This window comes from Enterobacter sp. HMSC16D10 (assembly GCF_001807145.1).
Taxonomy (GTDB): domain Bacteria; phylum Pseudomonadota; class Gammaproteobacteria; order Enterobacterales; family Enterobacteriaceae; genus Enterobacter; species Enterobacter roggenkampii.
Genome location: NZ_KV787901.1, coordinates 13,838 through 39,139 on the forward strand (window position 1 = coordinate 13,838; position 25,302 = coordinate 39,139).

The window sequence follows — 25,302 nt, forward strand, 5'->3', positions numbered from 1 at the left end:
TATGCCCCAATACTGTTGGTATATCCATAAGAGACTCTGACATAGCCATGCCTGAACACTATCGTTATTCCTTGCCTGTCAAAGCGGGCGACCAGCGCCAGCTGGGTGAACTCACGGGCGCAGCGTGCGCCACGCTGGTGGCGGAAATTGCTGAGCGTCATCCTGGCCCGGTGATCCTGGTTGCCCCGGATATGCAAAACGCCCTGCGCCTGCACGATGAAATTCGCCAGTTCACCGATAATCTGGTGTTCAGCCTGGCCGACTGGGAAACGCTGCCCTATGACAGCTTCTCCCCGCACCAGGAGATCATCTCCTCGCGCCTGTCGACGCTGTATCAACTCCCGACCATGCAGCGCGGCGTGCTGATTGTGCCGGTAAACACCCTGATGCAGCGCGTCTGTCCGCACAGCTACCTGCATGGCCATGCGCTGGTAATGAAAAAAGGCCAGCGCCTGTCCCGTGATGCCCTGCGGGCGCAGCTTGACGGCGCCGGGTATCGCCACGTCGATCAGGTGATGGAGCACGGGGAATATGCGACCCGCGGCGCGCTGCTCGACCTTTACCCGATGGGCAGCGACCAGCCGTATCGTCTGGACTTTTTCGATGATGAAATCGACAGCCTGCGCGTCTTCGACGCCGACACCCAGCGCACGCTGGAGGAAGTGGAGTCCATCAATTTACTGCCCGCACATGAGTTCCCGACGGACAAAACCGCTATCGAACTGTTCCGCAGCCAGTGGCGCGATAAGTTCGAGGTGAAGCGCGACGCGGAACATATTTATCAACAGGTCAGCAAAGGCACGCTGCCTGCCGGGATTGAATACTGGCAGCCGCTGTTCTTCAGCGAGCCGTTGCCTGCCCTGTTCAGCTACTTCCCGGCGAATACGCTGATTGTTAACACCGGGGATATCGACGCCAGCGCCAGCCGCTTTGAAAGCGAAACCCGCGCTCGCTTCGAAAACCGGGGCGTTGACCCGATGCGTCCGCTGCTGCCGCCGGAAGCGCTGTGGCTGCGTACCGACGAGCTCAACGCCGAGCTGAAGCGCTGGCCGCGGATGCAGCTGAAAACCGATTCGCTTGCCGATAAGGCCGCCAACACCAACCTCGCCTTCCGGACGCTGCCGGACCTGGCCGTCCAGGCGCAGCAGAAATCCCCACTGGATAATCTGCGCAAGTTTCTGGAGTCGTTTACCGGCCCGGTGGTGTTCTCCGTTGAGAGTGAAGGCCGTCGCGAAGCGTTAGGTGAGCTGCTGGGACGCATTAAGGTGGCGCCGAAGCGCATCCTGCGCCTGAGCGAAGCGACCGGAAACGGCCGTTACCTGATGATTGGCGCCGCCGAGCATGGGTTCATCGACACGCTCAACAACCTGGCGCTGATTTGCGAAAGCGACCTGCTGGGCGAGCGCGTCGCGCGCCGTCGTCAGGACAGCCGTCGAACCATCAACCCGGACACGCTGATCCGCAACCTGGCCGAACTGCATCCGGGCCAGCCGATTGTGCACCTGGAGCATGGCGTTGGGCGCTATCAGGGCATGACCACGCTCGAGGCGGGCGGCATTAAAGGTGAATACCTGATGCTGACCTACGCCAACGACGCCAAACTGTATGTCCCGGTGTCGTCCCTGCATCTGATAAGCCGCTACGCGGGCGGTGCCGAAGAGAACGCGCCGCTGCACAAGCTGGGCGGCGACGCCTGGGCGCGCGCGCGCCAGAAGGCCGCGGAAAAAGTGCGCGACGTGGCCGCCGAGCTGCTGGATATCTACGCCCAGCGCGCGGCCAAAGAGGGCTTCGCCTTTAAGCATGATAAGGAACAGTATCAGCTCTTCTGCGACAGCTTCCCGTTTGAAACCACGCCGGATCAGGCTCAGGCCATTAACGCCGTGCTGAGCGACATGTGCCAGCCGCTGGCGATGGACCGTTTAGTGTGCGGCGACGTCGGCTTCGGTAAAACCGAAGTGGCGATGCGCGCCGCCTTCCTTGCGGTGGAAAACAACAAGCAGGTGGCGGTGCTGGTGCCAACCACCCTGCTCGCTCAGCAGCATTTCGACAACTTCCGAGACCGCTTCGCCAACTGGCCGGTACGCATCGAGATGCTGTCACGTTTTCGCAGCACCAAAGAGCAGACGCAGATCCTGGAGCAGGCAAGCGAAGGCAAAATTGACATTCTGATCGGTACACACAAGCTGCTGCAAAGCGACGTGAAGTGGAAAGATTTGGGGCTGCTGATCGTCGACGAAGAGCACCGCTTCGGGGTGCGTCATAAGGAACGCATCAAAGCGATGCGCGCCGACGTCGATATCCTGACCCTGACCGCGACGCCGATCCCGCGAACCCTGAACATGGCAATGAGCGGCATGCGCGATCTGTCGATTATTGCCACGCCGCCGGCGCGCCGTCTGGCGGTAAAAACCTTCGTCCGCGAATACGATAATCTGGTGGTGCGTGAGGCCATTCTGCGTGAAGTGCTGCGCGGGGGTCAGGTCTATTACCTGTACAACGACGTGGAAAACATCCAGAAAGCGGCCGACAGGCTGGCGGAGCTGGTGCCGGAAGCGCGCATTGCTATCGGTCACGGGCAGATGCGCGAGCGCGAGCTGGAACGGGTGATGAACGACTTCCACCATCAGCGCTTTAACGTGCTGGTGTGCACCACCATCATCGAAACCGGGATCGACATTCCGACGGCGAACACCATCATCATTGAACGTGCGGATCACTTTGGCCTGGCGCAGCTTCACCAGCTGCGCGGCCGCGTCGGGCGTTCGCACCATCAGGCCTACGCCTGGCTGTTGACGCCGCACCCGAAAGCGATGACCACCGACGCGCAGAAGCGTCTGGAAGCCATCGCCTCGCTGGAAGACCTCGGCGCAGGCTTCGCGCTGGCCACGCACGATCTCGAGATCCGCGGTGCCGGTGAACTGCTGGGTGAGGACCAGAGCGGCTCGATGGAGACCATCGGCTTCTCGCTCTATATGGAACTGCTGGAAAACGCGGTTGAAGCCCTGAAGGCCGGGCGCGAGCCGTCGCTGGAAGATCTCACCAGCCAGCAGACCGAGGTCGAGTTGCGCATGCCTTCCCTGCTGCCGGACGATTTCATTCCGGACGTGAATACCCGCCTGTCGTTCTACAAGCGCATCGCCAGTGCGAAGACGGAAAACGAGCTGGAAGAGATTAAGGTTGAGCTGATCGACCGCTTTGGTCTATTGCCCGATGCGGCGCGAAATCTGCTGGATATCGCGCGCCTGCGCCAGCAGGCGCAGAAGCTGGGCATTCGCAAGCTTGAAGGCAACGAAAAAGGCGGCGTGATTGAGTTCGCCGAGAAGAACCACGTCAACCCGATGTGGCTCATCGGTCTGCTGCAAAAACAGCCGCAGCATTTCCGTCTGGATGGCCCAACGCGTCTCAAATTTACCCAGGAGCTGACGGAGCGCAAAACCCGCATGGACTGGGTGCGTAACTTTATGCGCCAGCTGGAAGAGAACGCGATCGCCTGACCTCCCTTCCCCCGTTAGCCCAGCGCTAACGGGGGACAATTTACAAACTCTTTGCACTTCACCCGATCTTCCCGACACACCCATTCGCCATAATTATCGTTAACGCCTTATAAAACAATAACCTTATCATTTACATGGATTATGGTGATGATGACCTCTTCGCGTATTACTCGCTGGTTAACCCTGTTTGCGCTGGCAGCCACCGTTGCGGTTGCGCTTCCCGCTCGCGCAAATACCTGGCCCCTTCCTCCGCCCGGCAGCAAGGTGGTGGGGGAAAACCGCTTTCATGTGGTTGAAAATAATGGCGGTTCGCTGGAAGCCATTGCCAAAAAATATAACGTTGGTTTTCTGGCCCTGCTGCAGGCGAACCCTGGCGTCGACCCCTACGTCCCGCGCGCGGGCAGCGTATTGACTATCCCGTTACAGACTATCCTGCCGGACGCTCCGCGTGTGGGGATCGTCATAAATCTGGCGGAGCTGCGTCTGTACTATTACCCGCCGGGTAAAAATGAGGTGACCGTCTACCCGATTGGTATTGGTCAGCTGGGCGGCGACACCCTGACGCCGACGATGGTCACGACCGTCTCGGATAAACGCGCGAATCCAACCTGGACACCAACGGCCAATATTCGTGCCCGGTATAAAGCTCAGGGCATCGATCTTCCAGCCGTGGTGCCAGCAGGCCCGGATAACCCGATGGGTCACCACGCGATCCGTCTGGCGGCCTACGGCGGCGTTTACCTGCTGCACGGAACGAACGCGGACTTTGGCATCGGCATGCGCGTCAGCTCCGGCTGCATTCGTCTGCGCGATGACGATATCAAAACGCTGTTTAACGTCGTTACGCCGGGTACCAAAGTCAATATCATCAATACGCCGATCAAGGTTTCTGAGGAGCCGGGCGGCGTGCGGCTGGTTGAAATTCATCAGCCGCTATCGAAAAACATTGGCGATGACCCGCAGACGCTGCCCATTAACCTGAATGCCGCGATGGTAAGCTTTAAAACGAATGCGAATACCAACAGCGAGGTGATGGAGCGCGCAATGGAGGCCCGCTCAGGCATGCCGACCGACGTCACCCGGCATCACGATGTCATCCAGCAATCGATGTAAATCATAAATAAAAAACGCTCTGCTAAGCAGGGCGTTTTTTTATTGCAGTGGCATAAATGAGGGTTTATGCCCGGCTTATTTGTAGATGACAGCGGTGCCGTGCAGGGTGTTAGGACCAGTCACAGAGGTGATGCGGTAAGATTTTGCACCCATCTCTTGCGCTTTTTGCGCCAGCTGATCTTCCAGTGAACCCAGGTTAGTCCCGGCAGACGCAGAGATCGTCCCGACTTTATGCTGATCGACCGGGGTGGACTGTACCTGTACAGCCGCAAAGCTTGCGAAAGAGAGTGAACTCAGGACAGCAGCAGCGATGAGGGTTTTTACGTTTTTCATGATGTTTACCTTTAGCAGATGAATTTGGAGGTCGTTAGCTATTTAGTTAACGATCGATAGGTAAATCATAAATGTGATCCATCTCACACGTCAACACAATTTTATAATGGTCGTTAACTTAATTTTAAAGTCGTTATTTTTCATACTCATATGATTAATTTATTTTTAAGCATTCAGCGCTGGTGGTGACTTGCGTTTATTTTTATAATGGTCATTCAACAAACCAACAGAGGACCAACGGCACATGACAACCGACGTCACGAGTTGTGCAAAGAAAAGCCGTGGCCGACCAAAAGTGTTTGACAGGGATGCAGCGCTTGATAAGGCCATGACTCTCTTCTGGCAACATGGGTATGAAGCAACCTCGCTTTCCGATCTGGTAGAAGCCACCGGCGCCAAAGCGCCGACGCTCTATGCCGAATTTACCAATAAAGAGGGGCTGTTCAGGGCGGTGCTGGACAGATACATTTCGCGCTTTGCGGCGAAACACGAAGCCCAGCTGTTTTGTGAAGAGAAAAGCGTTGAACAGGCGCTTCGGGATTACTTCACCGCCGTCGCGACCTGCTTCACCAGTAAGGACACGCCTGCTGGCTGCTTTATGATTAACACCTCTGCCACCCTGGCGGCGTCCTCGAAAGAGATTGCCAATACGGTGAAATCGCGTCATGCCATGCAGGAGGAGACGCTGAGCGCCTTTCTGGCTCAGCGGCAGCAGCGCGGTGAAATCCCTGCACAGTGCAACCCTCAGCTGCTGGCGCAATACCTGAGCTGTATTTTGCAGGGGATGTCGATCAGCGCCCGTGAAGGGGCAACGCTGGAAAAACTGCAGAATATCAGCGACACCACGCTGCGGCTGTGGCCTGAGCTCCTCAAAATCTGAAGCAAAAAAAAAGCTCCTCAGCCTGAGCGCATGAGGAGCTAAATTCAGAGAACATCTTTTTTACACTTTGTTATTCAGAACCAGCTGGCCATTTCCATCGAGTGGAATTTGCGTGCCCGGATCTTTATCCATGCGGATTTTGCCCTGCTGATCGCCAATTTTGTACGTCACGTCATAACCCAGCATTTTTTCCGACTTGTCATAGACGGTTTTGCAGCGTTGCTGAGTCGTGGTGTAGGTATCGTTATCCTGCATCGCGCCCTGCACCTGGTTACCGGCATAGCCGCCACCCAGCGCGCCGACCACGGTCGCCACATCTTTACCCCGGCCGCCGCCAAACTGGTGACCAATCACGCCACCCGCTACCGCACCCAGAACAGAACCGGCGATACGGTTTTCATCCTGCACCGGACGACGATGCGTCACGGAGACATTGCGGCACTCCTGACGAGGCGTTTTTACCGTTTCTTTAATCGGTGTAGCAGAAACCACCTGCGCATACTGCGGGCCGCGGTCTAATACGTTGAGACTGGCAACGGCAGCCACACCTAACGCAGCCGCGACGCCAATCCCTATACCCGCCAACATTGATTTATTCACGGGACTTCCTCCTTTGTTGCTATTGGTAACAATTTTGCAATGGAGGCACGGCTTCGCCAATCAGATAAAGGATCAAAAAAGGGGCATAGCGAGGAGATATATTCTATTTAGGAGAACTCTTAAGCAGTCAAACTGTGATCTACAGCATGAAATGCTAAAAACTCCCTCCGGAGAGCCCGGAGGGAGTGAAAGATTAGTGCAGCTTCAGACGCGGACGGATCACGCGGTTGATTCTGCCCACCAGCATCATCAGCCCGGTTTTGAAGTAGCCGTGCAGCGCAATCTGGTGCATACGGTACAGGGAGATGTACACGAAGCGGGCAATGCGCCCTTCTACCATCATCGAGCCGCGCATCAGGTTGCCCATCAGGCTGCCGACGGTTGAGAAGTTTGACAGAGACACCAGAGAACCGTGGTCTTTGTAAACATAGGCCTTCATTGGCTTGCCTTTGTACTGCGCCAGAATGTTGTGCAGGACCAGGCTTGCCATCTGGTGTGCAGCCTGGGCGCGCGGCGGCACGAATCCACCTTCAGGACGGGCGCAGGAGGCGCAGTCACCGATAGCAAAGATTTCAGGGTCACGCGTGGTTTGCAGCGTTGGCTCCGTGACCAGCTGATTAATGCGGTTGGTTTCCAGGCCGCCGATATCTTTCATAAAGTCAGGCGCTTTGATACCCGCCGCCCAGACCATCAGATCCGCTTTGATATACTCGCCGTCTTTGGTGTGCAGGCCGCCTTCGTCGGCGCTGGTCACCATGGTCTGCGTCAGCACCCGCACGCCCAGCTTGGTGAGTTCATTGTGCGCCGCACCGGAAATACGCGGAGGCAGCGCAGGCAGAATGCGTTCACCGGCTTCGACCAGCGTGACGTTCAGCGCTTCGTTCGTTAACCCTTTGTAACCGTAGCTGTGCAGCTGCTTCACCGCATTGTGCAGCTCAGCGGACAGCTCAACGCCCGTCGCACCGCCGCCGACAATGGCGATATTGACCTTACCGTTCGCACCCATATTGCTGGTGTACTTCAGGAACAGGTTCAGCATTTCCTGATGGAAACGACGCGCCTGGTGCGGGTTATCGAGGAAGATACAGTGCTCTTTCACGCCCGGCGTGTTGAAGTCGTTGGAGGTACTGCCCAGCGCCATGACCAGGGTGTCGTACGGCAGCTTGCGCTCAGGAACCAACAGCTCCCCTTTTTCATCACGCAGTTCTGCCAGAGTGATGGTTTTGCTTTCACGGTTGATGTCCACCACCGAGCCCAGCTGGAACTGGAAATGATGGTTGCGCGCGTGTGCCAGATAGCTGAGCGCGTCCACGCCCTCGTCCAGAGAGCCGGTCGCTACTTCGTGCAGCAGCGGTTTCCACAGGTGGCTGTGGTTACGATCCACCAGCGTGATTTTGGCTTTTTTACCGCGCCCCAGCTTCTTACCCAACTGTGTCGCCAGCTCCAGCCCGCCAGCACCACCGCCTACAATCACTATCTTTTTCAATGGCGTAGTCAACGTGACCCCCTCAAATTATTAACCAATTGTTAATTAAAAGTTATAAAAATAACCCTTAATTAACAACAGGTTACAGCACTGAAACCATTCAGGTGCATTGAGAATACCACGTCAGGCGCATTGGTCATACCAAAATTGATATGCATCAAGTTTTGATGGCTTAAAAGTAGACAATTCTGGACAAAAAGAAACCCGGTGCGCGTTCGCGACCGGGTTTCTGAAGTGGCAGGCTGTGGTTTAGCCCAGCGTTTTAAAGGCTTTGATGCGCTGGAGGTGCGGGGAGATATTCTTAAACTTGTGGGTCTGTTCTTCGTCCCAGACAATTTCATAGTAATGATGCAGGAGTTCTGCCGCCCGGTGGCTGTTGAGCGCCTCATCGTTACGCGACAGGATCACCAGGCAGCGGTCACGGTTTTTCTCCCGAAAATTGCTGACGCACTTGGTCGCAATATCGACATACTCTTCCGGGCGGTCGATTTTGCCTTCCATGTTTTCGTTCGGGAAAAGGTTGGGATTGAATACGACCTGGCGGATGTCGCACAGGAAGCCAATCCGCTCCGCCCAGTAGCCGCCCAGCCCCACGCCGCAAATCAACGGCCGATCGTCCACGTTGAGCTGCAACATCTTGTCCACCTCTTTGAGCAGATGCTGCATATCATGCTTCGGATGGCGCGTGCTGTAGCTGATCAACCGGACATCCGGATCGATAAACTGCAGCTGCAGTACCTTCTCATGATTACCAGGGCTGTTTGAGTCAAAACCGTGTAAATAGATGATCATCGTCTTCTCACCACGCTACGCCTTCCGGGAGGGTTTACAGGCTGGCTTTATGTGCCTGCCAGCGCTCATTCAGGTCTTCTAGCCGGGCGTTGACCGTCTTCCAGCGCGCCGAATCCATCAGCTCCTGACGGCTAAATGAACCTTTATGATACAATTGTGTAACACGCTCTGCATTGATCGGCGACAGGTTATCCAGCACGCTAACGGCACCTTTACGATTATTGCAGACCAGGATCATATCGCAACCTGCATCCAGCGACGCCTGGCCGCGTTCAGCGTAGCTGCCCATGATCGCCGCCCCTTCCATTGATAGATCGTCAGAGAAAATCACGCCATTGAAGCCCAGCTCCTGACGCAGAACGGTTTTCAGCCAGTGCGGAGAGCCGCTGGCAGGACGTGGGTCAACGTCGCTGTAAATCACGTGCGCAGGCATGATGGCATCCAGCTTGTTGTCGGTGATAAGCGACCTGAACACCGACATATCTTTGGCGCGAATTTCCGCTTCCGGGCGCGGATCGCGCGGGGTCTCTTTATGCGAGTCCGCCGTTACCGCCCCGTGGCCAGGGAAGTGTTTCCCGGTGGTTTTCATCCCGGCATCGTGCATGCCGTCAATGAAGCGGGTCGCCATGGCCAGCGCAATGCGCGGATCGTCATGGTACGAGCGCTCGCCAATGGCGGCGCTGATATGCCCCACGTCCAGAACCGGGGCAAAACTGATGTCGATATCCATGGCAATCATTTCACTGGCCATCAGCCAGCCGGCCTCCTGCGCCAGTGTCCCGCCCTCTTCCGTGCCGAGCAGCGCGGCAAAAGACTGGGCTGCCGGCAGGCGGGTAAACCCTTCGCGAAAGCGCTGCACGCGGCCGCCTTCCTGATCGACGGCGACCACCAGATGGTTGCGCGACGCGGCGCGGATCTGGCGCACCAGCTCGCGCAGCTGCGCCGGATCGTGATAGTTGCGGGTAAACAGGATCAGGCCCCCCACCAGCGGATGCGCCAGGATTTCACGCTCCTCCGCATCCAGTTCAAACCCTTCTACATCCAACATGACTGGACCCACATCCACCTCTCTTATCCTTTCGTTTATAACTGACGCCAGGCATCGTCTGCCAGCGCAATAAAATGTTTGTCTCTTGACTGCTGATAGCGCATTTCAAACCAGCCAGCCATTAACATGACGACCCATGGCCGCCAGCGTTTGACCTGACGCCTCAGCGCGTCGGCGTCAATGTGCGCCACCTCGGCGTAGTTCCTGATAAGCGTCTGCCGCGCGTCGTCGCTCTCCGTCCAGACTGCCGCCAGCTCCAGCGCCACATCGCCATCTCCGGCGTATTCCCAGTCGATGAGCCTGATGCCCTCTGCCGTATGCACAATATTTCCGGCATGAACATCCATGTGCAGCGGCGATAGCCGAATCGGCTGCGGCTCGCCTGCTTTACGCAACCGCTTGAGATGTGCCCGCCACACTGGAGTGCGTCTGTCAGGCGCGGCCTGCTGCCAGTAGCGTTCAAGCAGCGGGTATAGCGTGATTCGCCATCCCAGTCGTGGCTGCCGGTGCAGATGATACAGCATTGCCACGAGCGCCGGCGTGTCCGGCAGCGCGCTTTTCACGTCACCGTCCAGATAGTCGACGGCCATCCAGCCCTCTCTGAAAAAACGGGGGGCAGGCACGAGATCTGACGGAAGACGCCTCAGGGCGCGAAACTGACGACGGAAATGGGAGGCAGGCGCATAGGGGTCGTGATGTTGCCGCAAGACCAGGCGTCGTTCCCCCTGCGCTATAATGCAACTCGCGCCGCCAAGCCCGGAGTGGGCCTGCGGCGCGATAAGGCGGTACTGAGGAAAATAGCGCGTCAGAATCTCTTCACGCGTGCTGTCATTGTTGCGTAACCGCACCTTTACCTGACCAGATAATTTCGCCTGTCTGAACCAGCATCAGCTGCATCTGCAGGGCCGGCGTATTCACGTTACCGGTGGCGTTAGAGTACAGCACATACTGTGCGCCAACGTTACGGGCAATGCCGATCGCCTTGCTGCGTGTGCCGAGACTATCCTGCGGCGACAGGCCCAGCTGCTGTTTGGCTACCGCGAGCTGCTGGGCCGAGACCAGCGTAAACTTACCGTTGTTTGCCAGCGCATTGCGCAGCGTTTCTGTCGCTTCACCCGCGTTCAGCGAACCGTTGGTACGGTTGTTCACGCTATCAACCAGCAACACGCTACCTGCCGTCACGCCCTGTGCCTGCAGCATTTTGCCGACCATGGGCTGCATTGCGCCGTTCCAGTCGTAATGGCGCACGCGCGGCGTGGGCTGCGACGTCTGGTCTGGATGCTCGATCGGACCTGGCTGTGCCGGTATAGACGGTACGGACGGCACGGTTGGCTGCGGCTGCGTTGGCTGTGTCGGCTGTTCAGTGCCCGGTTTCGCCTCTTCCACAGGCGCTGGCTGTTCAGTTCGGGTCACACACCCCGCCAGGAACAGCGCGAAAGCTGTCACGAGCGCATAGCGGCTCAAGTTTTTAATCAAGGTTCACCCCTTAGAGATAAAGATAAAGTCTCACCTTATGCGCACCCAGATAGTTGGCGCTGCCATAGAGCGTTACCGACGATCTGGCCGGAATGGTGACGCTGCGCGGCGCCTCCAGCGGATGCATTTCAAGACCTCTTACGTCATACCAGAAAAAACGGTAGTGGACCGTCACGGGTTCATGTCTTTCATTAAAGAGCGTAGAGGAGGCAGAGGAATTGATTTCACTGATGGTCAGCACGGGTTGTTGCGCCGTGATGCCCGCGGCAAGCACGGAGGATTCCATCACCAGCGTCTGTTCATCATTCACGGGGATCGCCGGGCGCGAGCTGCACCCCACAATCATCATCGTCAATACCAGCGCTGCAATACGCCCTTTACGCATATCAAAGACCTTTATGTGCCAGCATCGGCCCCAGAGGACGTCCACCCAGCAGATGCATGTGAATATGATAAACTTCCTGACCACCATGACGGTTGCAGTTCATGATCAGACGGTAACCGTCTTCTGCAATGCCTTCCTGTTCAGCGATTTTCGCGGCCACCGTCAGCATACGACCTAACGCCACTTCATGCTCGGTTTTTACGTCGTTTACGGTCGGAATCAGAATATTGGGAATTATAAGGACGTGCGTCGGGGCCTGAGGGGAAATATCCCGGAAAGCCGTTACCAGTTCATCCTGATAGACGATATCCGACGGGATTTCGCGACGGATAATTTTACTGAAAATCGTTTCTTCAGCCATGACCTTTTCCTTTTTTGTTTAATCTGGCGCGAGCAATTGCTGTTAACACACGCTCTGGTTGAGTGCGTGACACAATTCAAGAGTATGAGCGAGTTTCTCCTGTCCTTTCAACCTCCTCCCTCGATTTCTTTCCTGAATATTCATCAGCTGAACGAAGAGTGACCGTTAAAGCGTGCTGCTGCATTTTTTTAAGACAGAAATAAAAAAGGCAGCCATTCGGCTGCCTTAGTCTCCCCAGGTCACAGCTTAGTTGTTGCGGATGTATTCATCCATTTCGGTTTTCAGGTTATCGGATTTCGTACCGAAAATTGCCTGTACACCAGAACCTGCAACAACCACGCCCGCTGCGCCCAGTTTTTTCAGACCCGGCTGGTCTACTTTCGCGACGTCGGCAACGCTCACACGCAGACGAGTGATGCACGCGTCCAGGTTAGTGATGTTCTCTTTACCGCCGAACGCGGCAACCAGTGCCGGAGCCATTTCGCTGGTCGCGCCAGCTTTGCTGTCTTCTGTCGCATCTTCACGGCCTGGGGTTTTCAGGTCCAGTGCTTTAATCAGCACGCGGAAGATGGTGTAGTAAACAACGGCATAGCACGCACCCACGATTGGGAACAGCCACAGTTTGCTGCTGTTACCGGACAGAACGATGAAGTCGATCAGACCGTGAGAGAAGGACGTACCGTCACGCATACCCAGCAGAATACAGATTGGGAACGCCAGGCCCGCCAGAATCGCGTGGATAACGTACAGGATCGGCGCAACGAACATGAAGGAGAACTCGATCGGCTCGGTGATACCGGTCAGGAACGAGGTCAGCGCTGCGGAGATCATGATACCGCCCACTTTTGCACGGTTCTCTGGCTTAGCAGAGTGCCAGATAGCAATCGCCGCTGCTGGCAGACCGTACATTTTGAACAGGAAGCCACCAGACAGTTTACCTGCAGTTGGGTCACCCGCCATGTAACGTGGGATATCGCCGTGGAATACCTGGCCTGCTGCGTTGGTGAATTCACCAATTTGCATCTGGAATGGAACGTTCCAGATGTGGTGCAGACCGAATGGCACCAGGCAACGCTCGATGAAGCCGTAGATACCAAACGCCACAACCGGGTTCTGGTAAGCAGCCCACTGAGAGAAGGTCTGGATAGCGGAGCCGATTGGTGGCCAGATGAAGGACAGGATCACGCCAGTGAAAATCGCTGCCAGACCAGAGATGATCGGAACGAAACGCTTGCCCGCGAAGAAGCCCAGGTACTCAGGCAGCTTGATGCGATAGAAGCGGTTGAACATGTACGCTGCAATCGCACCGGAAATGATACCGCCCAGAACACCGGTGTCCGCTAGGTGTTTCGCGGCGATCTCTTCTGCCGGTAAATGCAGAACCAGCGGCGCAACCACAGCCATGGTTTTCACCATGATGCCGTAAGCAACCACTGCAGCCAGCGCAGATACGCCGTCGTTATTGGTGAAGCCCAGAGCCACACCGATCGCGAAGATCAGTGGCATGTTAGCAAAGACAGAACCGCCTGCTTCGGCCATCACATGGGACACTACGGCTGGCAGCCAGCTGAAGTTAGCAGAACCGACACCCAGCAGGATACCTGCGATAGGCAGTACGGATACTGGCAGCATCAGCGATTTACCGACCTTTTGCAGGTTAGCAAATGCATTCTTAAACATAATTGAGAGTGCTCCTGAGTATTTGTGCTTTTTTTACGCTTTCACGCATTGGCCCGGGGGGAGTACCGTGCCGTGGACAGGACATCTAAGCGCCCTTTATTTATTACACAGAGTAAAATAATTCCCTCTGAGTTTGTTTGACGGCTATCACGTTTCAGCTTAAGGCGGTCGAAAAACTTTCAGTTATTTACAAAAAGCATGTCCGGATGTGTCTAAAAACCCCCTCACCGCCCCAAATGAGGCGGTGAACTTTACTCGTTTTATTTATTAATTACGAGCCTAAAAAAAACAGGTGTATCAGACAGATTGCAGGCGGGCGGGGTCAATATGGAACAGCGTTGAGAAGTTTTCCGTGGTCACGCGGGCCAGCTCTTCGATGCTGACGCCCTTCAGTACGGCCATGTACTCAGCCACGTCTCGCGTCATCGCCGGTTGGTTCTCTTTACCGCGATGCGGAACCGGGGCCAGATACGGAGAGTCTGTCTCCACCAGAATGCGATCGAGCGGAACATAACGCGCGGCATCCCGGAGCTGCTCAGCGTTACGGAACGTCACGATCCCGGAAAACGAAATATAAAACCCTAAATCAAGCAGTTTACCCGCCGTTTCTCTGTCTTCTGTGAAACAGTGTAGTACGCCACCGCAATCCGTCACGTTTTCTTCCCGAAGGATCGCCAGGGTATCGGCACGCGCATCGCGGGTATGCACAATGACCGGCTTGTTCAGTTCGCGGCCAATGCGGATATGATGGCGGAAGGACTCCTGCTGTCGCGGTTTCGTTTCCGGCGTGTAAAAATAGTCCAGGCCGGTCTCCCCCATCGCCACCACGCCCTCTTCTGCAGCCAGTCGGCGCAGTTCCTCAACGTCATACGCCTCGTCCTGATTCAGCGGATGCACGCCGCAGGAGAACACCACGTTGTCGCGAACGCCCACCAGCTCACGCATGGTGCGATAACCCGGCAGCGTCGTCGCCACCGCAAGGCAGAATTTCACATCGCGGGCAGCGGCTTTTTCCAGCACGTCATCCACGTTTTTATGCAGGGATTGATAATCCAGGCCATCAAGATGGCAGTGTGAGTCGACTAAAAACATAATGTCTCTCTCAGAGATGGGAAACTGGCGGTGTGACGCCGGGTTGCAGGTAATGTTCAATACGCAGTAACTGGTCGGTCAGTAAAAGCTCGCGATTAAGACCCGTCACGGTTAAAAGCCGTTCGCGGCTCTGGCAAACTTCATGAAGCATCGCGTGAAGAATCGCGCCGGAGAGGCGGTTCGCCAGCGTACTCACCAGTGGCCACGCGTCAGGGTTAGTCAGCAGCGTTGCCCCTTGCTGAATTTTAAGGGCATCCAGCAGCAACGCGGCCAGCCAGTGCAGACGCTCAACGGCACTATCGCTGTTAAGTGTCGGGAGTAAGCTTAGCCAGTCGTTGTTATTCAGCGCCGCTTCAACGGCCCGGCAGAGCGCTTCTCGCTGTGACCAGACGTTAGGTTGCAGCAAGGCCAGCGCCGCCGCGGGCGCGCCGCTACTCAGGCGCAAGGCGGACAGCGCACTTTCAGGTGACGTTGTCACCTCTCGCTCCAGCCAGCTCAGCGCCCATGATTCCTGAGGCACCGCAAGGTGATGAAGACGGCAGCGGCTGCGCAACGTCGCCAGCAATCGTCCCGGATCGCGGCACGAGAGGAAAAACCACGTTTTTTCCGGCGGCTCTTCAAGAGTCTTAAGCAGGGCGTTAGCCGCCGCCTCGGTCAGCAGGGTGGCGTCTTTGAGCAAGACGACCTTAGCGCCACCCAGACGCGCATGTTCGTACAATTTTTCACTGACCTCACGCACGGCATCAATACCCAGCGCGCTCTTGCCCTTCTCAGGCTCAAGGGTGTAGTAGTCAGGATGTGTGCCCGCCTGCATCAGCTGGCAGCCGCGGCACTTACCACAGCTTTTGTGCCCTTCCGGCTGCTGGCACATCAGAAAACGGGTGAGGGCATAAATTAACGCCTCATCCCCCATCCCTGGCAATGCCTGAATCAGTAACGCATGATGCCCCCGCCCCGCCTGATAGCTGCCGATCAGCTGCTCAAAGTGCGGACGCAACCATGGATACCATTTCATGCCTGCTGCTCCTGTACCCACTGCGTAACGGTCTGCTGGATGTTGTGCGTGACGTCATCCAGCGACTGCGTCGCATCGATGGTACGAATAGCGCTATCCTGTGCCGCCAGCTCAAGATAGCGCGCACGGGTGCGGTTAAAGAAATCAAAGGACTCTTGTTCAATGCGGTCCAGCTCGCCGCGCGCGCGGGCGCGTTTGAGGCCCACTTCCGGCGTAACATCCAGATAGAGGGTCAGGTCGGGGCGAAAATCACCCAGTACGGCATCGCGCAGCGTTGCCAGCATCGTCTGGTCAATACCGCGTCCCCCGCCCTGGTAGGCCTGAGTCGACAGATCGTGGCGATCGCCGATCACCCATTTACCCTCGGCCAACGCGGGTTTGATCACCGTCTCAACCAGCTGTACGCGCGCCGCGTAGAACATCAACACTTCGGCTTTGTCAGTGATAACTTCGTCGCCAACGGATTTAATATCCAGCACCAGGCTGCGCAGTTTCTCCGCAAGTTGTGTACCGCCCGGCTCGCGGGTGAAGACCATGTCGGCGACGCCAAGCGATTTCAGCGTGTCCACCACTACGTTGCGGGCAGTGGTTTTACCCGCCCCTTCGAGTCCCTCAATGACAATGTATTTACTGCGCATTTTTTTCCTTAAGTGCCTTCAGATAGTCCTGAACAGAGCGATTGTGGCTGGCAAGGTTGGTGTTAAAGGTATGCCCCCCTTTTCCATCAGCCACAAAATAGAGATACGGTGTTTTCGCCGGGTGCGCGGCGGCTTTGAGAGAAGCCTCGCTCGGCGTGGCAATCGGGCCAGGCGGTAAACCGCTAATCACGTAGGTATTATACGCCGTTGGCGTTTCCAGATCTTTTCTGGAAATCTTGCCCGTATAGTTCTCTCCCATGCCGTAGATGACGGTAGGGTCGGTTTGCAGGCGCATACCAATGCGCAGACGATTGATAAATACTGACGCCACCCGATCGCGCTCGGCGGCAACGGCGGTTTCTTTTTCGATAATCGAGGCCATGGTGACAAACTCGTTTTTATCTTTATAGGGTAAGCCATCCATTCGCCCTTCCCAGGCGGCATCCACGGCGGCGACCATTTTTTTGTGTGCCCGCTTCAGGATCGCCACATCGGTCGTGCCTGCGGTGTACATCCAGGTATCCGGCCAGAACCAGCCCTCTACCCACTCGGGATGCTCAAACTTGAGCACGTCGGCCACCGTCTGGTAGCTGTCGTCCTTCAGGGTATGTTTGATATACGGCGCATCGCGCAGCTGTTTGAGGTAATCGCTCAGGCGCATACCTTCGACAAAACGCAGCGGGAACTGGGCTTCTTTACCGCTTTCCAGCAGTTGCAGCATCTCTCTGACTGTCATGCCGGGCGTAAAGCGGTAGGTACCGGCCTTGAAGTGAGATAGATCAGGCTCAATACGCAATAACCACTGGAACACACGAGGACGGTTAATGATTTTATCCCCGTAAAGCTGCTCGCCCAGCGCCATCCGCCCGGTACCGGCTTTCAGGGTAAAAATCGTCTCGTCTTTAATCAAGATTTTACTGTTCGCCAGCTGGCGGACTTTCCATACTCCCGCTCCGCCAGCAATGCCCAGCGCAATAATAAGGAGAAGGACAAAACGCAACATTTTCTTCATGACTATCTGGTTTGCTCACATATCGGGGCTAAAAACTGGAACAGCTCGCGCGAAGACCAGCGCTGTTGGTCATACGCACGGACGGCGATAACAGGCATCAACGCATTGCAGATAACGACTTCATCGGCGGTATGTAGCGCGTCTTCTCCTGCGCAAACTTCGACAATGCGAAAGTCTGAACGTGCGAGCTGCTGTAAACAAAACTGGCGCATGATGCCGTTAACGCCAGCCTGCGCCAGCGAAGGCGTAAAGACGTCGCGCCCCTTACGCCAGAATAAATTAGCCGCACAGCATTCCGTAATGCGCCCTTCACTGTCAAGGACTAGCGCCTCATCGGCGTCCGTCTGTTCAAGATGAGTACGAATAAGCACTTGTTCCAGGCGATTAAGATGTTTTAGTCCGGCAAGCATCGGGTTTCGCCCCAGCCGCACCGGGCTCAGCGTCAACGTCACGCCCTCTTCACGCCAGCGCGCATAGTGAGCAGGATAAGCTGAAACAGAGAGAATACGTGTTGGATGCTGACAGGCGGCACCGCTGTACCCCCGCCCACCGCTGCCTCGGCTAATGATAACTTTTAAGACACCGCTGGTTTTACCTGACGCCAGCTGACGCATCTCATTTTCAAGAATTTCCCACTGCGTAAAAGGGATCAGTAACGTCTGGCAGGCGTCTTGTAAACGGCGGAGGTGTGCATCAAGCAAGCACACGTCGCCTTCCAGAATACGCGCAGTCGTAAAGCAGCCATCGCCAAACTGCGTCGCCCTGTCGCTTGCCGGCAGCGTGTCTTGCTCAAGGCCATTAATTAAAAACATGGTGGCTCCTTATGCGTGGGCGTTTAGTCTGGCAGGATGCCATGCAACCGACAAGAAGATTAGGCTTAATAAAAAAGGCCCGGCAAGCGGACCTTTTTTTATAGCTTTCGGGCCGTCAGGCTCAGACCTTTTTGAAGATCAGAGAACCATTCGTGCCGCCAAAGCCGAAGGAGTTACACAGGGTGTACTCCATACCGCTAACCTGGCGCGCTTCATGAGGAACGAAGTCCAGATCGCAACCTTCATCCGGGTTATCCAGGTTGATGGTTGGCGGAACAGCCTGATCGCGCAGCGCAAGGATAGAGTAGATGGACTCTACTGCACCCGCAGCACCCAGCAGGTGACCGGTCATAGATTTCGTGGAGCTAACCAGTACGCGGCTGGCAGACTCGCCGAAGATAGACTTCACAGCCTGCGCTTCAGCTTTGTCGCCTGCTGGCGTAGAGGTACCGTGAGCGTTAACGTAGCCAATCTGCGCTGGGGTAATACCCGCATCACGGATCGCGTTTTCCATCGCCAGCGCAGCACCCGCACCGTTCTCCGGAGGAGAGGTCATGTGATAAGCATCGCTGCTCATACCAAAGCCAACGACTTCAGCATAAATTTTCGCACCGCGTTTTTTCGCATGTTCGTACTCTTCCAGCACGAGCATACCTGCCCCGTCACCCAACACGAAACCATCGCGGTCTTTATCCCACGGACGGCTCGCCGCCTGAGGATTATCGTTACGGGTAGAAAGCGCACGCGCTGCACCAAAGCCACCGACACCCAATGGGGTACTGGCTTTTTCAGCACCGCCCGCAACCATAGCATCTGCATCGCCGTACGCAATGATACGCGCGGCCTGGCCGATGTTATGCACGCCAGACGTACACGCGGTAGCGATAGAAATGCTTGGCCCACGCAGGCCGAACATAATGGTCAGGTGACCTGCCACCATGTTAACAATCGTGGACGGAACGAAGAACGGGCTGATCTTACGCGGTCCGCCATTCATCAGCGATGTATGGTTTTCCTCGATCAGGCCAAGACCGCCAATCCCGGAGCCGATAGCAGCGCCGATACGGGTTGCGTTCTCTTCCGTAATCTCAAGGCCAGAATCCTGCATGGCCTGAACGCCAGCGACAATTCCATATTGAATGAAGGCATCCATCTTGCGCTGTTCTTTGCGCGAGATGATCTCTTCACAGTTAAAATCCTTTACTAAGCCAGCAAATTTCGTTGCATAGGCGCTAGTATCGAAATGGTCGATTAGGCTGATGCCGCTCTGACCGGCAAGGAGAGCTTTCCAGGTGGACTCTACGGTATTGCCGACAGGAGACAACATGCCAAGTCCGGTCACAACTACACGACGCTTAGACACGTTTGTCCTCCAGGGAGGGATAAAAAAAGAGATTCGTGGGACTAAAAAAGATAAAACTCAGGCGGTCGAATGACCGCCTGGAGATGTTCACTTACGCCTGGTGGCCGTTGATGTAATCAATGGCAGCCTGAACGGTGGTGATTTTCTCAGCTTCTTCGTCCGGAATCTCAGTATCAAACTCTTCTTCCAGAGCCATTACCAGCTCAACGGTGTCAAGAGAATCTGCGCCCAGGTCTTCAACGAAGGAAGCGGAGTTCACAACTTCTTCCTGCTTAACGCCCAGCTGTTCGCCGATAATTTTCTTAACGCGTTCTTCGATAGTGCTCATACTCTTAAATTTCCTATCAAAACTCGCTTTCGCGATGGTTTTCGTAGTGTATAAAATGTTGAAAAATTTGCAACTAAATCCCGGCAGGTCTTACCACGATTTTACGTTATTTTGAGGCCATTTGCCCTAATAACGCAAATATTTTCGATCGTGATTAAACCATGTACATCCCGCCGTTGACGTGGAGGGTCTCACCAGTGATGTAACCCGCTTCGTCAGAGGCTAAAAATGCAACCGCACTGGCGATTTCTTTAGGGTCGCCAAGACGACCCGCCGGAACTGCCGCCAGTGTACCCGCACGCTGCTCATCGGTCAGCGCACGCGTCATGTCCGTTTCAATAAAGCCCGGAGCAACAACGTTTACAGTAATCCCGCGGGACGCGACTTCACGCGCCAGCGATTTACTGAAACCGATCAGACCTGCTTTCGCCGCAGCGTAGTTAGCCTGACCAGCATTTCCCATGGTACCAACCACAGAACCAACAGTGATAATACGACCATGACGCTTTTTCATCATAGCGCGCATTACCGCTTTTGACAGACGGAATACAGATGACAGGTTGGTTTCGATAATATCGTTCCACTCGTCATCTTTCATTCGCATCAGAAGGTTGTCGCGAGTGATCCCGGCATTATTGACCAGAATATCCACTTCACCAAACTCTGCGCGAATATTTTCCAGAACAGATTCGATAGATGCTGGTTCGGTCACATTCAGTACCAGACCTTTACCGTTCGCACCCAGATACTCGCTGATGGCCTGCGCGCCATTCTCGCTGGTTGCTGTACCAATCACCTTCGCGCCGCGCGCAACCAGTGTTTCAGCAATTGCACGCCCGATACCGCGGCTTGCGCCAGTCACCAGGGCGATTTTTCCTTCAAAACTCATGGTATTCCTCTTTTATTGCGAGAGTGCCGCTGACATCGCTTCCGGCTCGTTAATCGCCGAGGCTGTCAGGGTGTCAACAATACGTTTCGTCAGACCGGTGAGGACTTTCCCTGGGCCGACTTCATACAGATGCTCAACGCCCTGAGCGGCCATAAACTCAACGGTTTTGGTCCACTGTACCGGGCTGTAGAGCTGGCGAACCAGTGCGTCGCGGATAGCTTCCGGCGCGGTTTCGCATTTCACATCGACGTTGTTCACAACGGCAATCGTCGGTGCGCTAAACGTAATTTTTTCCAGCTCAACCGCCAGTTTCTCGGCGGCTGGCTTCATTAACGCACAGTGGGACGGCACGCTGACCGGCAGCGGCAGCGCGCGTTTCGCGCCAGCAGCTTTACAGGCAGCACCGGCACGCTCAACCGCTTCTTTATGACCAGCGATAACCACCTGGCCCGGCGAGTTGAAGTTAACCGGTGAAACCACCTGCCCTTCAGCAGATTCTTCACACGCTTTTGCAATCGCAGCATCATCCAGACCGATGATAGCAGACATGCCACCTGTGCCTTCTGGCACCGCTTCCTGCATGAATTTACCGCGCAGTTCCACCAGACGTACGGCGTCAGCAAACGCGATCACACCGGCACAGACCAGCGCTGAGTATTCACCCAGACTATGGCCCGCGAGCAGCGCTGGCGCTTTACCGCCCTGCTGCTGCCAGACACGCCACAGCGCAACGGACGCTGTCAGCAGCGCTGGCTGTGTCTGCCAGGTTTTATTCAGTTCTTCGGCCGGGCCCTGCTGGGTCAGCGCCCATAAATCATAACCCAGTGCATCAGAAGCTTCACGGAAAGTCTCTTCAATGACCGGATAGTGTGCTGCCATTTCAGACAACATCCCAACGGTTTGAGAGCCCTGACCCGGGAACACAAAAGCAAATTGCGTCATTTTTTATTCCTTATCCTAGAAACGAACCAGCGCGGAACCCCAGGTGAACCCGCCACCGAAGGCTTCAAGCAAGACCAACTGGCCCTGTTTGATTCGCCCGTCGCGTACCGCTTCATCAAATGCGCACGGTACTGACGCCGCAGAGGTGTTGCCGTGGCGATCCAGCGTCACCACAACGTTATCCATCGACATGCCCAGCTTTTTCGCGGTCGCGCTGATGATACGCAGGTTCGCCTGATGCGGTACCAGCCAGTCGAGCGCGGAGCGCTCAAGGTTATTCGCTTCCAGCGTTTCATCAACAATGTGCGCAAGCTCAGTCACCGCCACCTTGAACACCTCGTTCCCTGCCATGGTCAGATAAATCGAGTTGTCCGGATTAACGCGATCGGCGTTAGGCAGGGTCAAAAGCTCACCGTAGCTGCCATCAGCATGCAGATGCGTAGAGATGATACCCGGCTCTTCGGACTGCCCCAGCAGCACCGCGCCCGCACCATCACCAAAAATAATGATCGTTCCGCGATCGGTTGGATCGCAGGTACGCGCCAGCACGTCAGCACCGATCACCAGCGCATATTTGACGGCTCCGGACTTCACGTACTGATCGGCAACGCTCAGCGCATAGGTAAAACCTGCGCACGCAGCGGCAACGTCAAACGCCGGGCAACCTTTAATGCCGAGCATATTCTGCACCTGGCATGCCGCGCTTGGGAAAGCATGTGTAGCAGACGTCGTGGCCACCACGATCAAACCGATCTGTTCTTTATCAATGCCCGCCATCTCGATAGCACGCTGTGCGGCTTCGTAACCCATGGTGGACACGGTTTCGTCTGGCGCGGCGATACGACGTTCACGGATACCTGTGCGCGTGACAATCCACTCGTCAGACGTATCTACCATATTTTCCAGATCGGCGTTGGTACGCACTTGTTTTGGCAGGTAGCTGCCGGTACCTAAAATCTTCGTATACATGTACGCTCAGTCACTTTTAGCTAATACAGATTCCAGGCGAGCGGCAATCCGCTGAGGGACTTGTCGCTGCACCGCCTGCACTGCCTGTTCAATGGCGACAGAAAATGCTCGCTGATTGGCGGCGCCATGACTCTTAATCACGATGCCGCGCAATCCTAACAGACAGGCGCCATTATACTGGTCGGGGTTGAGGTGACTGAATCGCCGCGTCAGGCTCTTTTGTAACCAACGCTTCAATAAAATCAGCCACCAGGCGCTTTTTTTGCCCTCTCCCTGTGATTTCAGCAGAGAAAGAAACATCCGCACGACCCCTTCCATGGTCTTCAACGTTACGTTTCCGGTGAAGCCATCGCAGACCAGAACATCCGTTTTACCCGTCAACAACTCATTAGCTTCGAGATAACCAATATAGTTGATGGAGGGAACCTGTTTGAGCAATTCAGCTGCTTCGCGAATGCTGTCCAGGCCTTTGGTCTCTTCTTCACCAATGTTCAGTAACGCAACACGGGGAGTATTGATCCCGACCACTTCTTCTGCCAGCACCGATCCCATTACGGCAAACTGAGCCAGCATTGTACTATCACAATCGACGTTCGCGCCCAAATCGAGCACCACCGTCTTGCCCTTCTGCTGATGCGGCAACACCGTCACCAGCGCCGGGCGCTCAATACCGTCAATCGGTTTGAGCAACAATTTCGCCAGTCCCATCAGCGCGCCGGTATTACCCGCGCTGACGCAAGCCTGGGCTCGTCCTTCTTTCACCAGCTCCAGCGCTATCCGCATCGAGCTGCCGCGGCTGTTGCGAATCGCCTGCGAGGGTCGGGCATCACTGGCAATAACTGACTGCGCAGGAATAATCTGCAGACGTGAACGTTGTTCAAAGTCAGCTTTTGCAAGTAATGGCGTGATTGCGTCGGGATTGCCGACTAAAAGAAGAGTGAGTTGCGAATTAGAATTCAGTGCCTGCAATGCTGCAGGCACTGTCACGGAAGGGCCAAAATCTCCCCCCATGACATCTAACGCCAGGGTTAGACGTGTCAAGGTATCGTCGCAGCCTGGTTCGGTAAGTTCCCCGTTTGCACGGGGAGCTCCTCACTAAGCCTAATCACGCTGACGCGTGATTACTTAGTGATAACCTTGCGGCCGCGGTAGAAACCGTCAGCGGTGATGTGGTGACGCAGGTGTTTCTCACCAGAAGTCTTGTCTACAGACAGGCTGGTAACTGCAGTCAGCGCGTCATGGGAACGACGCATGCCACGTTTGGAACGGGTTGGTTTATTCTGTTGTACGGCCATGGACCTTACTCCTCAATTACTTACGCTTTAAGCTGGCTAATACGGCAAATGGGTTTGGTTTTTGCGCTTCATCAGGCAGTTCCCCAAAGACCATGTCCGCCTCGGACACTTCACAGTGTTCAGAATCATGCACCGGAACGACTGGCAAGGAGAGGATGATTTCATCTTCAACCAGAGCCAGAAGATCGATTTCACCGAATTCGTTAACCTCAATCGGCTCATACGCTTCCGGGAGTGCTTCAGCCTGTTCGTCAGAACGAACCGGACTGAAACAATACGTTGTGTGAACATGCTGTATAAACGGTTTCCCGCAACGCTGACACTCGAGCGTTACCGTCACCTTTGCATCACCGGTTAAAACGGCGAGGCGCTGGTTGTCGATAGCGAACGACATGGAGCATTCTACATCACTGTCCACACTGACTACGGATTCGGCAATACGCTCAGCCTGATCGGAAGTATAGATACCTTCGTAATCGAGGCGTTTTTGAGCCGTACGTACCGGATCAAGAGTCAGGGGTAATTTTACCTTTTGCATAGGGCGTGCATATTAACTTTGTAACGTCATAGAGTCAAAGAAAAAGGCAACCAGAGCTGCCTTTTGCCAATTATTCGCACACATTGCGGCCTGTAGTTTAAAATGGCTGGCATCGATACGCTATATCTGGTGATAAAAATATGCCAAATCTCGTCCTTGCTTCCACGTCTCCCTACCGCCGAATGCTGCTGGAAAAGCTCGGGATCCCGTTTGAATGCGCTGCACCAGACGTGGATGAGACGCCACAGCCGGGCGAGTCACCGCGCCATCTGGTGACGCGTCTTGCTAAGGAGAAGGCGCAGTCGCTGGCCGCACGCTATCCTTCGCATTTGATTATAGGCTCCGATCAGGTTTGCGTGCTGGACGGCGAAATCACCGGCAAGCCGCATACAGAGGAAAATGCCTGCCAGCAGCTTCTGCGCGCGCGCGGTACTATCGTGACCTTCTATACGGGCCTCGCCCTCTATAACGCCGCGTCAGGCCATCTGCAAACCGAGTGCGAGCCGTTCGACGTACACTTCCGTCATCTCAGCGAGCAAGAGATTATGGATTATGTGCGTCGTGAGCGTCCGCTGAACTGCGCGGGGAGCTTTAAAAGTGAGGGGCTGGGGATTGCGCTGTTCGACAAGCTGGACGGTCGGGATCCGAACACCCTGGTGGGGTTACCGCTGATTGCCTTGTGTCAGATGTTACGGCGAGAAGAGTGTAATCCGCTGACGATGTGACCTTCGCCGGGTGGCGCTGCGCTTACCCGGCCTACA

The 25,302-nt window shown here is 55.5% G+C and carries 27 protein-coding genes; 4 read left to right on the plus strand and 23 right to left on the minus strand.

The genetic code is table 11. The features are described from left to right. The first annotated feature begins 47 nt into the window (after positions 1 to 47). Both mfd and HMPREF3143_RS18895 read left to right on the plus strand, forming a co-directional pair. Positions 48 to 3,494: a transcription-repair coupling factor gene (gene mfd / locus HMPREF3143_RS18890; protein WP_070534082.1), complete on the plus strand. Its 3,447-nt coding sequence runs from the start codon at positions 48 to 50 to the stop codon at positions 3,492 to 3,494. A gap of 147 nt (positions 3,495 to 3,641) precedes the next feature. Further along, positions 3,642 to 4,607 (plus strand): L,D-transpeptidase LdtC, encoded by a 966-nt coding sequence (locus tag HMPREF3143_RS18895; protein WP_049122085.1) that lies wholly within the window; start codon positions 3,642 to 3,644, stop codon positions 4,605 to 4,607. A gap of 75 nt (positions 4,608 to 4,682) precedes the next feature. On the opposite strand, the gene bhsA is transcribed toward HMPREF3143_RS18895, so the two are convergent. Then, positions 4,683 to 4,940 carry a multiple stress resistance protein BhsA gene (bhsA, locus tag HMPREF3143_RS18900; protein ID WP_008500777.1) on the minus strand — a complete coding sequence of 86 codons (258 nt, stop codon included), beginning with the start codon at positions 4,938 to 4,940 and terminating at the stop codon, positions 4,683 to 4,685. Positions 4,941 to 5,184: 244 nt separating this feature from the next. Between bhsA and comR the strand changes: the two genes are divergently transcribed. Further along, positions 5,185 to 5,820, plus strand: a complete 636-nt coding sequence (gene comR, locus HMPREF3143_RS18905) for a TetR family copper-responsive transcriptional repressor ComR (RefSeq protein ID WP_008500778.1) — start codon at positions 5,185 to 5,187, stop codon at positions 5,818 to 5,820. Between the two features lie 60 nt (positions 5,821 to 5,880). On the opposite strand, the gene HMPREF3143_RS18910 is transcribed toward comR, so the two are convergent. The 22 genes from HMPREF3143_RS18910 to yceD all read right to left on the minus strand — a co-directional run bounded on the left by HMPREF3143_RS18910 (position 5,881) and on the right by yceD (position 24,541). Continuing rightward, the gene (locus HMPREF3143_RS18910) at positions 5,881 to 6,420 is read right to left on the minus strand and encodes a glycine zipper 2TM domain-containing protein (protein WP_008500779.1); all 540 of its coding nucleotides are present in this window, start codon (positions 6,418 to 6,420) and stop codon (positions 5,881 to 5,883) included. A 193-nt stretch (positions 6,421 to 6,613) separates the two neighbouring features. Continuing rightward, the gene (locus HMPREF3143_RS18915; protein ID WP_008500780.1) at positions 6,614 to 7,918 is read right to left on the minus strand and encodes an NAD(P)/FAD-dependent oxidoreductase; all 1,305 of its coding nucleotides are present in this window, start codon (positions 7,916 to 7,918) and stop codon (positions 6,614 to 6,616) included. A 237-nt stretch (positions 7,919 to 8,155) separates the two neighbouring features. After that, the gene (gene ycfP / locus HMPREF3143_RS18920) at positions 8,156 to 8,698 is read right to left on the minus strand and encodes an alpha/beta hydrolase YcfP (RefSeq protein WP_008500781.1); all 543 of its coding nucleotides are present in this window, start codon (positions 8,696 to 8,698) and stop codon (positions 8,156 to 8,158) included. A 34-nt stretch (positions 8,699 to 8,732) separates the two neighbouring features. Next, positions 8,733 to 9,758, minus strand: a complete 1,026-nt coding sequence (gene nagZ, locus HMPREF3143_RS18925; RefSeq protein WP_025911802.1) for a beta-N-acetylhexosaminidase — start codon at positions 9,756 to 9,758, stop codon at positions 8,733 to 8,735. Between the two features lie 23 nt (positions 9,759 to 9,781). Then, positions 9,782 to 10,594 carry a thiamine kinase gene (gene thiK, locus HMPREF3143_RS18930; protein WP_070534083.1) on the minus strand — a complete coding sequence of 271 codons (813 nt, stop codon included), beginning with the start codon at positions 10,592 to 10,594 and terminating at the stop codon, positions 9,782 to 9,784. Next, the gene (lpoB, locus tag HMPREF3143_RS18935; protein WP_045326975.1) at positions 10,575 to 11,222 is read right to left on the minus strand and encodes a penicillin-binding protein activator LpoB; all 648 of its coding nucleotides are present in this window, start codon (positions 11,220 to 11,222) and stop codon (positions 10,575 to 10,577) included. Before lpoB ends, thiK begins: the two co-directional genes overlap by 20 nt. A 10-nt stretch (positions 11,223 to 11,232) precedes the next feature. Continuing rightward, positions 11,233 to 11,607: a YcfL family putative periplasmic lipoprotein gene (locus tag HMPREF3143_RS18940; protein ID WP_008500785.1), complete on the minus strand. Its 375-nt coding sequence runs from the start codon at positions 11,605 to 11,607 to the stop codon at positions 11,233 to 11,235. Between the two features lies 1 nt (position 11,608). Then, the gene (gene hinT / locus HMPREF3143_RS18945) at positions 11,609 to 11,968 is read right to left on the minus strand and encodes a purine nucleoside phosphoramidase (protein ID WP_008500786.1); all 360 of its coding nucleotides are present in this window, start codon (positions 11,966 to 11,968) and stop codon (positions 11,609 to 11,611) included. A gap of 246 nt (positions 11,969 to 12,214) precedes the next feature. Then, positions 12,215 to 13,648 carry a PTS glucose transporter subunit IIBC gene (gene ptsG / locus HMPREF3143_RS18950; RefSeq protein ID WP_008500788.1) on the minus strand — a complete coding sequence of 478 codons (1,434 nt, stop codon included), beginning with the start codon at positions 13,646 to 13,648 and terminating at the stop codon, positions 12,215 to 12,217. A 297-nt stretch (positions 13,649 to 13,945) separates the two neighbouring features. Continuing rightward, a complete protein-coding gene (locus HMPREF3143_RS18955) occupies positions 13,946 to 14,740 on the minus strand; it encodes a metal-dependent hydrolase (RefSeq protein WP_008500789.1) in 795 nt (264 codons plus the stop codon). 10 nt (positions 14,741 to 14,750) lie between these two features. Next, a complete protein-coding gene (holB, locus tag HMPREF3143_RS18960; protein WP_070534084.1) occupies positions 14,751 to 15,755 on the minus strand; it encodes a DNA polymerase III subunit delta' in 1,005 nt (334 codons plus the stop codon). Continuing rightward, entirely contained in the window at positions 15,752 to 16,393 is a 642-nt protein-coding gene (tmk, locus tag HMPREF3143_RS18965) for a dTMP kinase (RefSeq protein ID WP_008500791.1), read from the minus strand. Before tmk ends, holB begins: the two co-directional genes overlap by 4 nt. Continuing rightward, positions 16,383 to 17,405: a cell division protein YceG gene (gene yceG / locus HMPREF3143_RS18970; protein ID WP_045334661.1), complete on the minus strand. Its 1,023-nt coding sequence runs from the start codon at positions 17,403 to 17,405 to the stop codon at positions 16,383 to 16,385. The genes tmk and yceG overlap by 11 nt, the downstream gene beginning before the upstream one ends. Positions 17,406 to 17,407: 2 nt before the next feature. Continuing rightward, the gene (gene pabC, locus HMPREF3143_RS18975) at positions 17,408 to 18,217 is read right to left on the minus strand and encodes an aminodeoxychorismate lyase (protein WP_023327109.1); all 810 of its coding nucleotides are present in this window, start codon (positions 18,215 to 18,217) and stop codon (positions 17,408 to 17,410) included. 121 nt (positions 18,218 to 18,338) lie between these two features. Continuing rightward, a complete protein-coding gene (fabF, locus tag HMPREF3143_RS18980; RefSeq protein ID WP_008500794.1) occupies positions 18,339 to 19,580 on the minus strand; it encodes a beta-ketoacyl-ACP synthase II in 1,242 nt (413 codons plus the stop codon). Between the two features lie 91 nt (positions 19,581 to 19,671). Further along, the gene (gene acpP, locus HMPREF3143_RS18985; protein WP_003857954.1) at positions 19,672 to 19,908 is read right to left on the minus strand and encodes an acyl carrier protein; all 237 of its coding nucleotides are present in this window, start codon (positions 19,906 to 19,908) and stop codon (positions 19,672 to 19,674) included. A gap of 154 nt (positions 19,909 to 20,062) precedes the next feature. Next, a complete protein-coding gene (gene fabG, locus HMPREF3143_RS18990; protein ID WP_008500795.1) occupies positions 20,063 to 20,797 on the minus strand; it encodes a 3-oxoacyl-ACP reductase FabG in 735 nt (244 codons plus the stop codon). A 12-nt stretch (positions 20,798 to 20,809) separates the two neighbouring features. After that, positions 20,810 to 21,739 carry an ACP S-malonyltransferase gene (gene fabD / locus HMPREF3143_RS18995; protein WP_070534085.1) on the minus strand — a complete coding sequence of 310 codons (930 nt, stop codon included), beginning with the start codon at positions 21,737 to 21,739 and terminating at the stop codon, positions 20,810 to 20,812. A gap of 15 nt (positions 21,740 to 21,754) precedes the next feature. Next, entirely contained in the window at positions 21,755 to 22,708 is a 954-nt protein-coding gene (locus HMPREF3143_RS19000; protein ID WP_070534086.1) for a beta-ketoacyl-ACP synthase III, read from the minus strand. Positions 22,709 to 22,714: 6 nt separating this feature from the next. Then, positions 22,715 to 23,749 carry a phosphate acyltransferase PlsX gene (gene plsX, locus HMPREF3143_RS19005; protein ID WP_021240758.1) on the minus strand — a complete coding sequence of 345 codons (1,035 nt, stop codon included), beginning with the start codon at positions 23,747 to 23,749 and terminating at the stop codon, positions 22,715 to 22,717. A gap of 80 nt (positions 23,750 to 23,829) precedes the next feature. After that, positions 23,830 to 24,003, minus strand: coding sequence for a 50S ribosomal protein L32 (gene rpmF, locus HMPREF3143_RS19010; protein ID WP_003857964.1), 174 nt, complete (start codon positions 24,001 to 24,003; stop codon positions 23,830 to 23,832). A 16-nt stretch (positions 24,004 to 24,019) separates the two neighbouring features. Then, positions 24,020 to 24,541: a 23S rRNA accumulation protein YceD gene (gene yceD, locus HMPREF3143_RS19015; RefSeq protein WP_023327107.1), complete on the minus strand. Its 522-nt coding sequence runs from the start codon at positions 24,539 to 24,541 to the stop codon at positions 24,020 to 24,022. 140 nt (positions 24,542 to 24,681) lie between these two features. Between yceD and HMPREF3143_RS19020 the strand changes: the two genes are divergently transcribed. Beyond that, positions 24,682 to 25,266, plus strand: a complete 585-nt coding sequence (locus HMPREF3143_RS19020; protein ID WP_032622831.1) for a Maf family protein — start codon at positions 24,682 to 24,684, stop codon at positions 25,264 to 25,266. Positions 25,267 to 25,302 lie beyond the last annotated feature (36 nt).

Coding starts and splice junctions, on each gene's coding strand:
- mfd (WP_070534082.1), top strand. CDS start 48: ATGCCTGAACACTATCGTTATTCCTTGCCTGTCAAAGCGGGCGACCAG.
- HMPREF3143_RS18895 (WP_049122085.1), top strand. CDS start 3,642: ATGATGACCTCTTCGCGTATTACTCGCTGGTTAACCCTGTTTGCGCTG.
- bhsA (WP_008500777.1), bottom strand. CDS start 4,940: ATGAAAAACGTAAAAACCCTCATCGCTGCTGCTGTCCTGAGTTCACTC.
- comR (WP_008500778.1), top strand. CDS start 5,185: ATGACAACCGACGTCACGAGTTGTGCAAAGAAAAGCCGTGGCCGACCA.
- ycfP (WP_008500781.1), bottom strand. CDS start 8,698: ATGATCATCTATTTACACGGTTTTGACTCAAACAGCCCTGGTAATCAT.
- HMPREF3143_RS18940 (WP_008500785.1), bottom strand. CDS start 11,607: ATGCGTAAAGGGCGTATTGCAGCGCTGGTATTGACGATGATGATTGTG.
- hinT (WP_008500786.1), bottom strand. CDS start 11,968: ATGGCTGAAGAAACGATTTTCAGTAAAATTATCCGTCGCGAAATCCCG.
- ptsG (WP_008500788.1), bottom strand. CDS start 13,648: ATGTTTAAGAATGCATTTGCTAACCTGCAAAAGGTCGGTAAATCGCTG.
- HMPREF3143_RS18955 (WP_008500789.1), bottom strand. CDS start 14,740: ATGTTTTTAGTCGACTCACACTGCCATCTTGATGGCCTGGATTATCAA.
- holB (WP_070534084.1), bottom strand. CDS start 15,755: ATGAAATGGTATCCATGGTTGCGTCCGCACTTTGAGCAGCTGATCGGC.
- tmk (WP_008500791.1), bottom strand. CDS start 16,393: ATGCGCAGTAAATACATTGTCATTGAGGGACTCGAAGGGGCGGGTAAA.
- yceG (WP_045334661.1), bottom strand. CDS start 17,405: ATGAAGAAAATGTTGCGTTTTGTCCTTCTCCTTATTATTGCGCTGGGC.
- pabC (WP_023327109.1), bottom strand. CDS start 18,217: ATGTTTTTAATTAATGGCCTTGAGCAAGACACGCTGCCGGCAAGCGAC.
- acpP (WP_003857954.1), bottom strand. CDS start 19,908: ATGAGCACTATCGAAGAACGCGTTAAGAAAATTATCGGCGAACAGCTG.
- fabG (WP_008500795.1), bottom strand. CDS start 20,797: ATGAGTTTTGAAGGAAAAATCGCCCTGGTGACTGGCGCAAGCCGCGGT.
- fabD (WP_070534085.1), bottom strand. CDS start 21,739: ATGACGCAATTTGCTTTTGTGTTCCCGGGTCAGGGCTCTCAAACCGTT.
- HMPREF3143_RS19000 (WP_070534086.1), bottom strand. CDS start 22,708: ATGTATACGAAGATTTTAGGTACCGGCAGCTACCTGCCAAAACAAGTG.
- rpmF (WP_003857964.1), bottom strand. CDS start 24,003: ATGGCCGTACAACAGAATAAACCAACCCGTTCCAAACGTGGCATGCGT.
- yceD (WP_023327107.1), bottom strand. CDS start 24,541: ATGCAAAAGGTAAAATTACCCCTGACTCTTGATCCGGTACGTACGGCT.
- HMPREF3143_RS19020 (WP_032622831.1), top strand. CDS start 24,682: ATGCCAAATCTCGTCCTTGCTTCCACGTCTCCCTACCGCCGAATGCTG.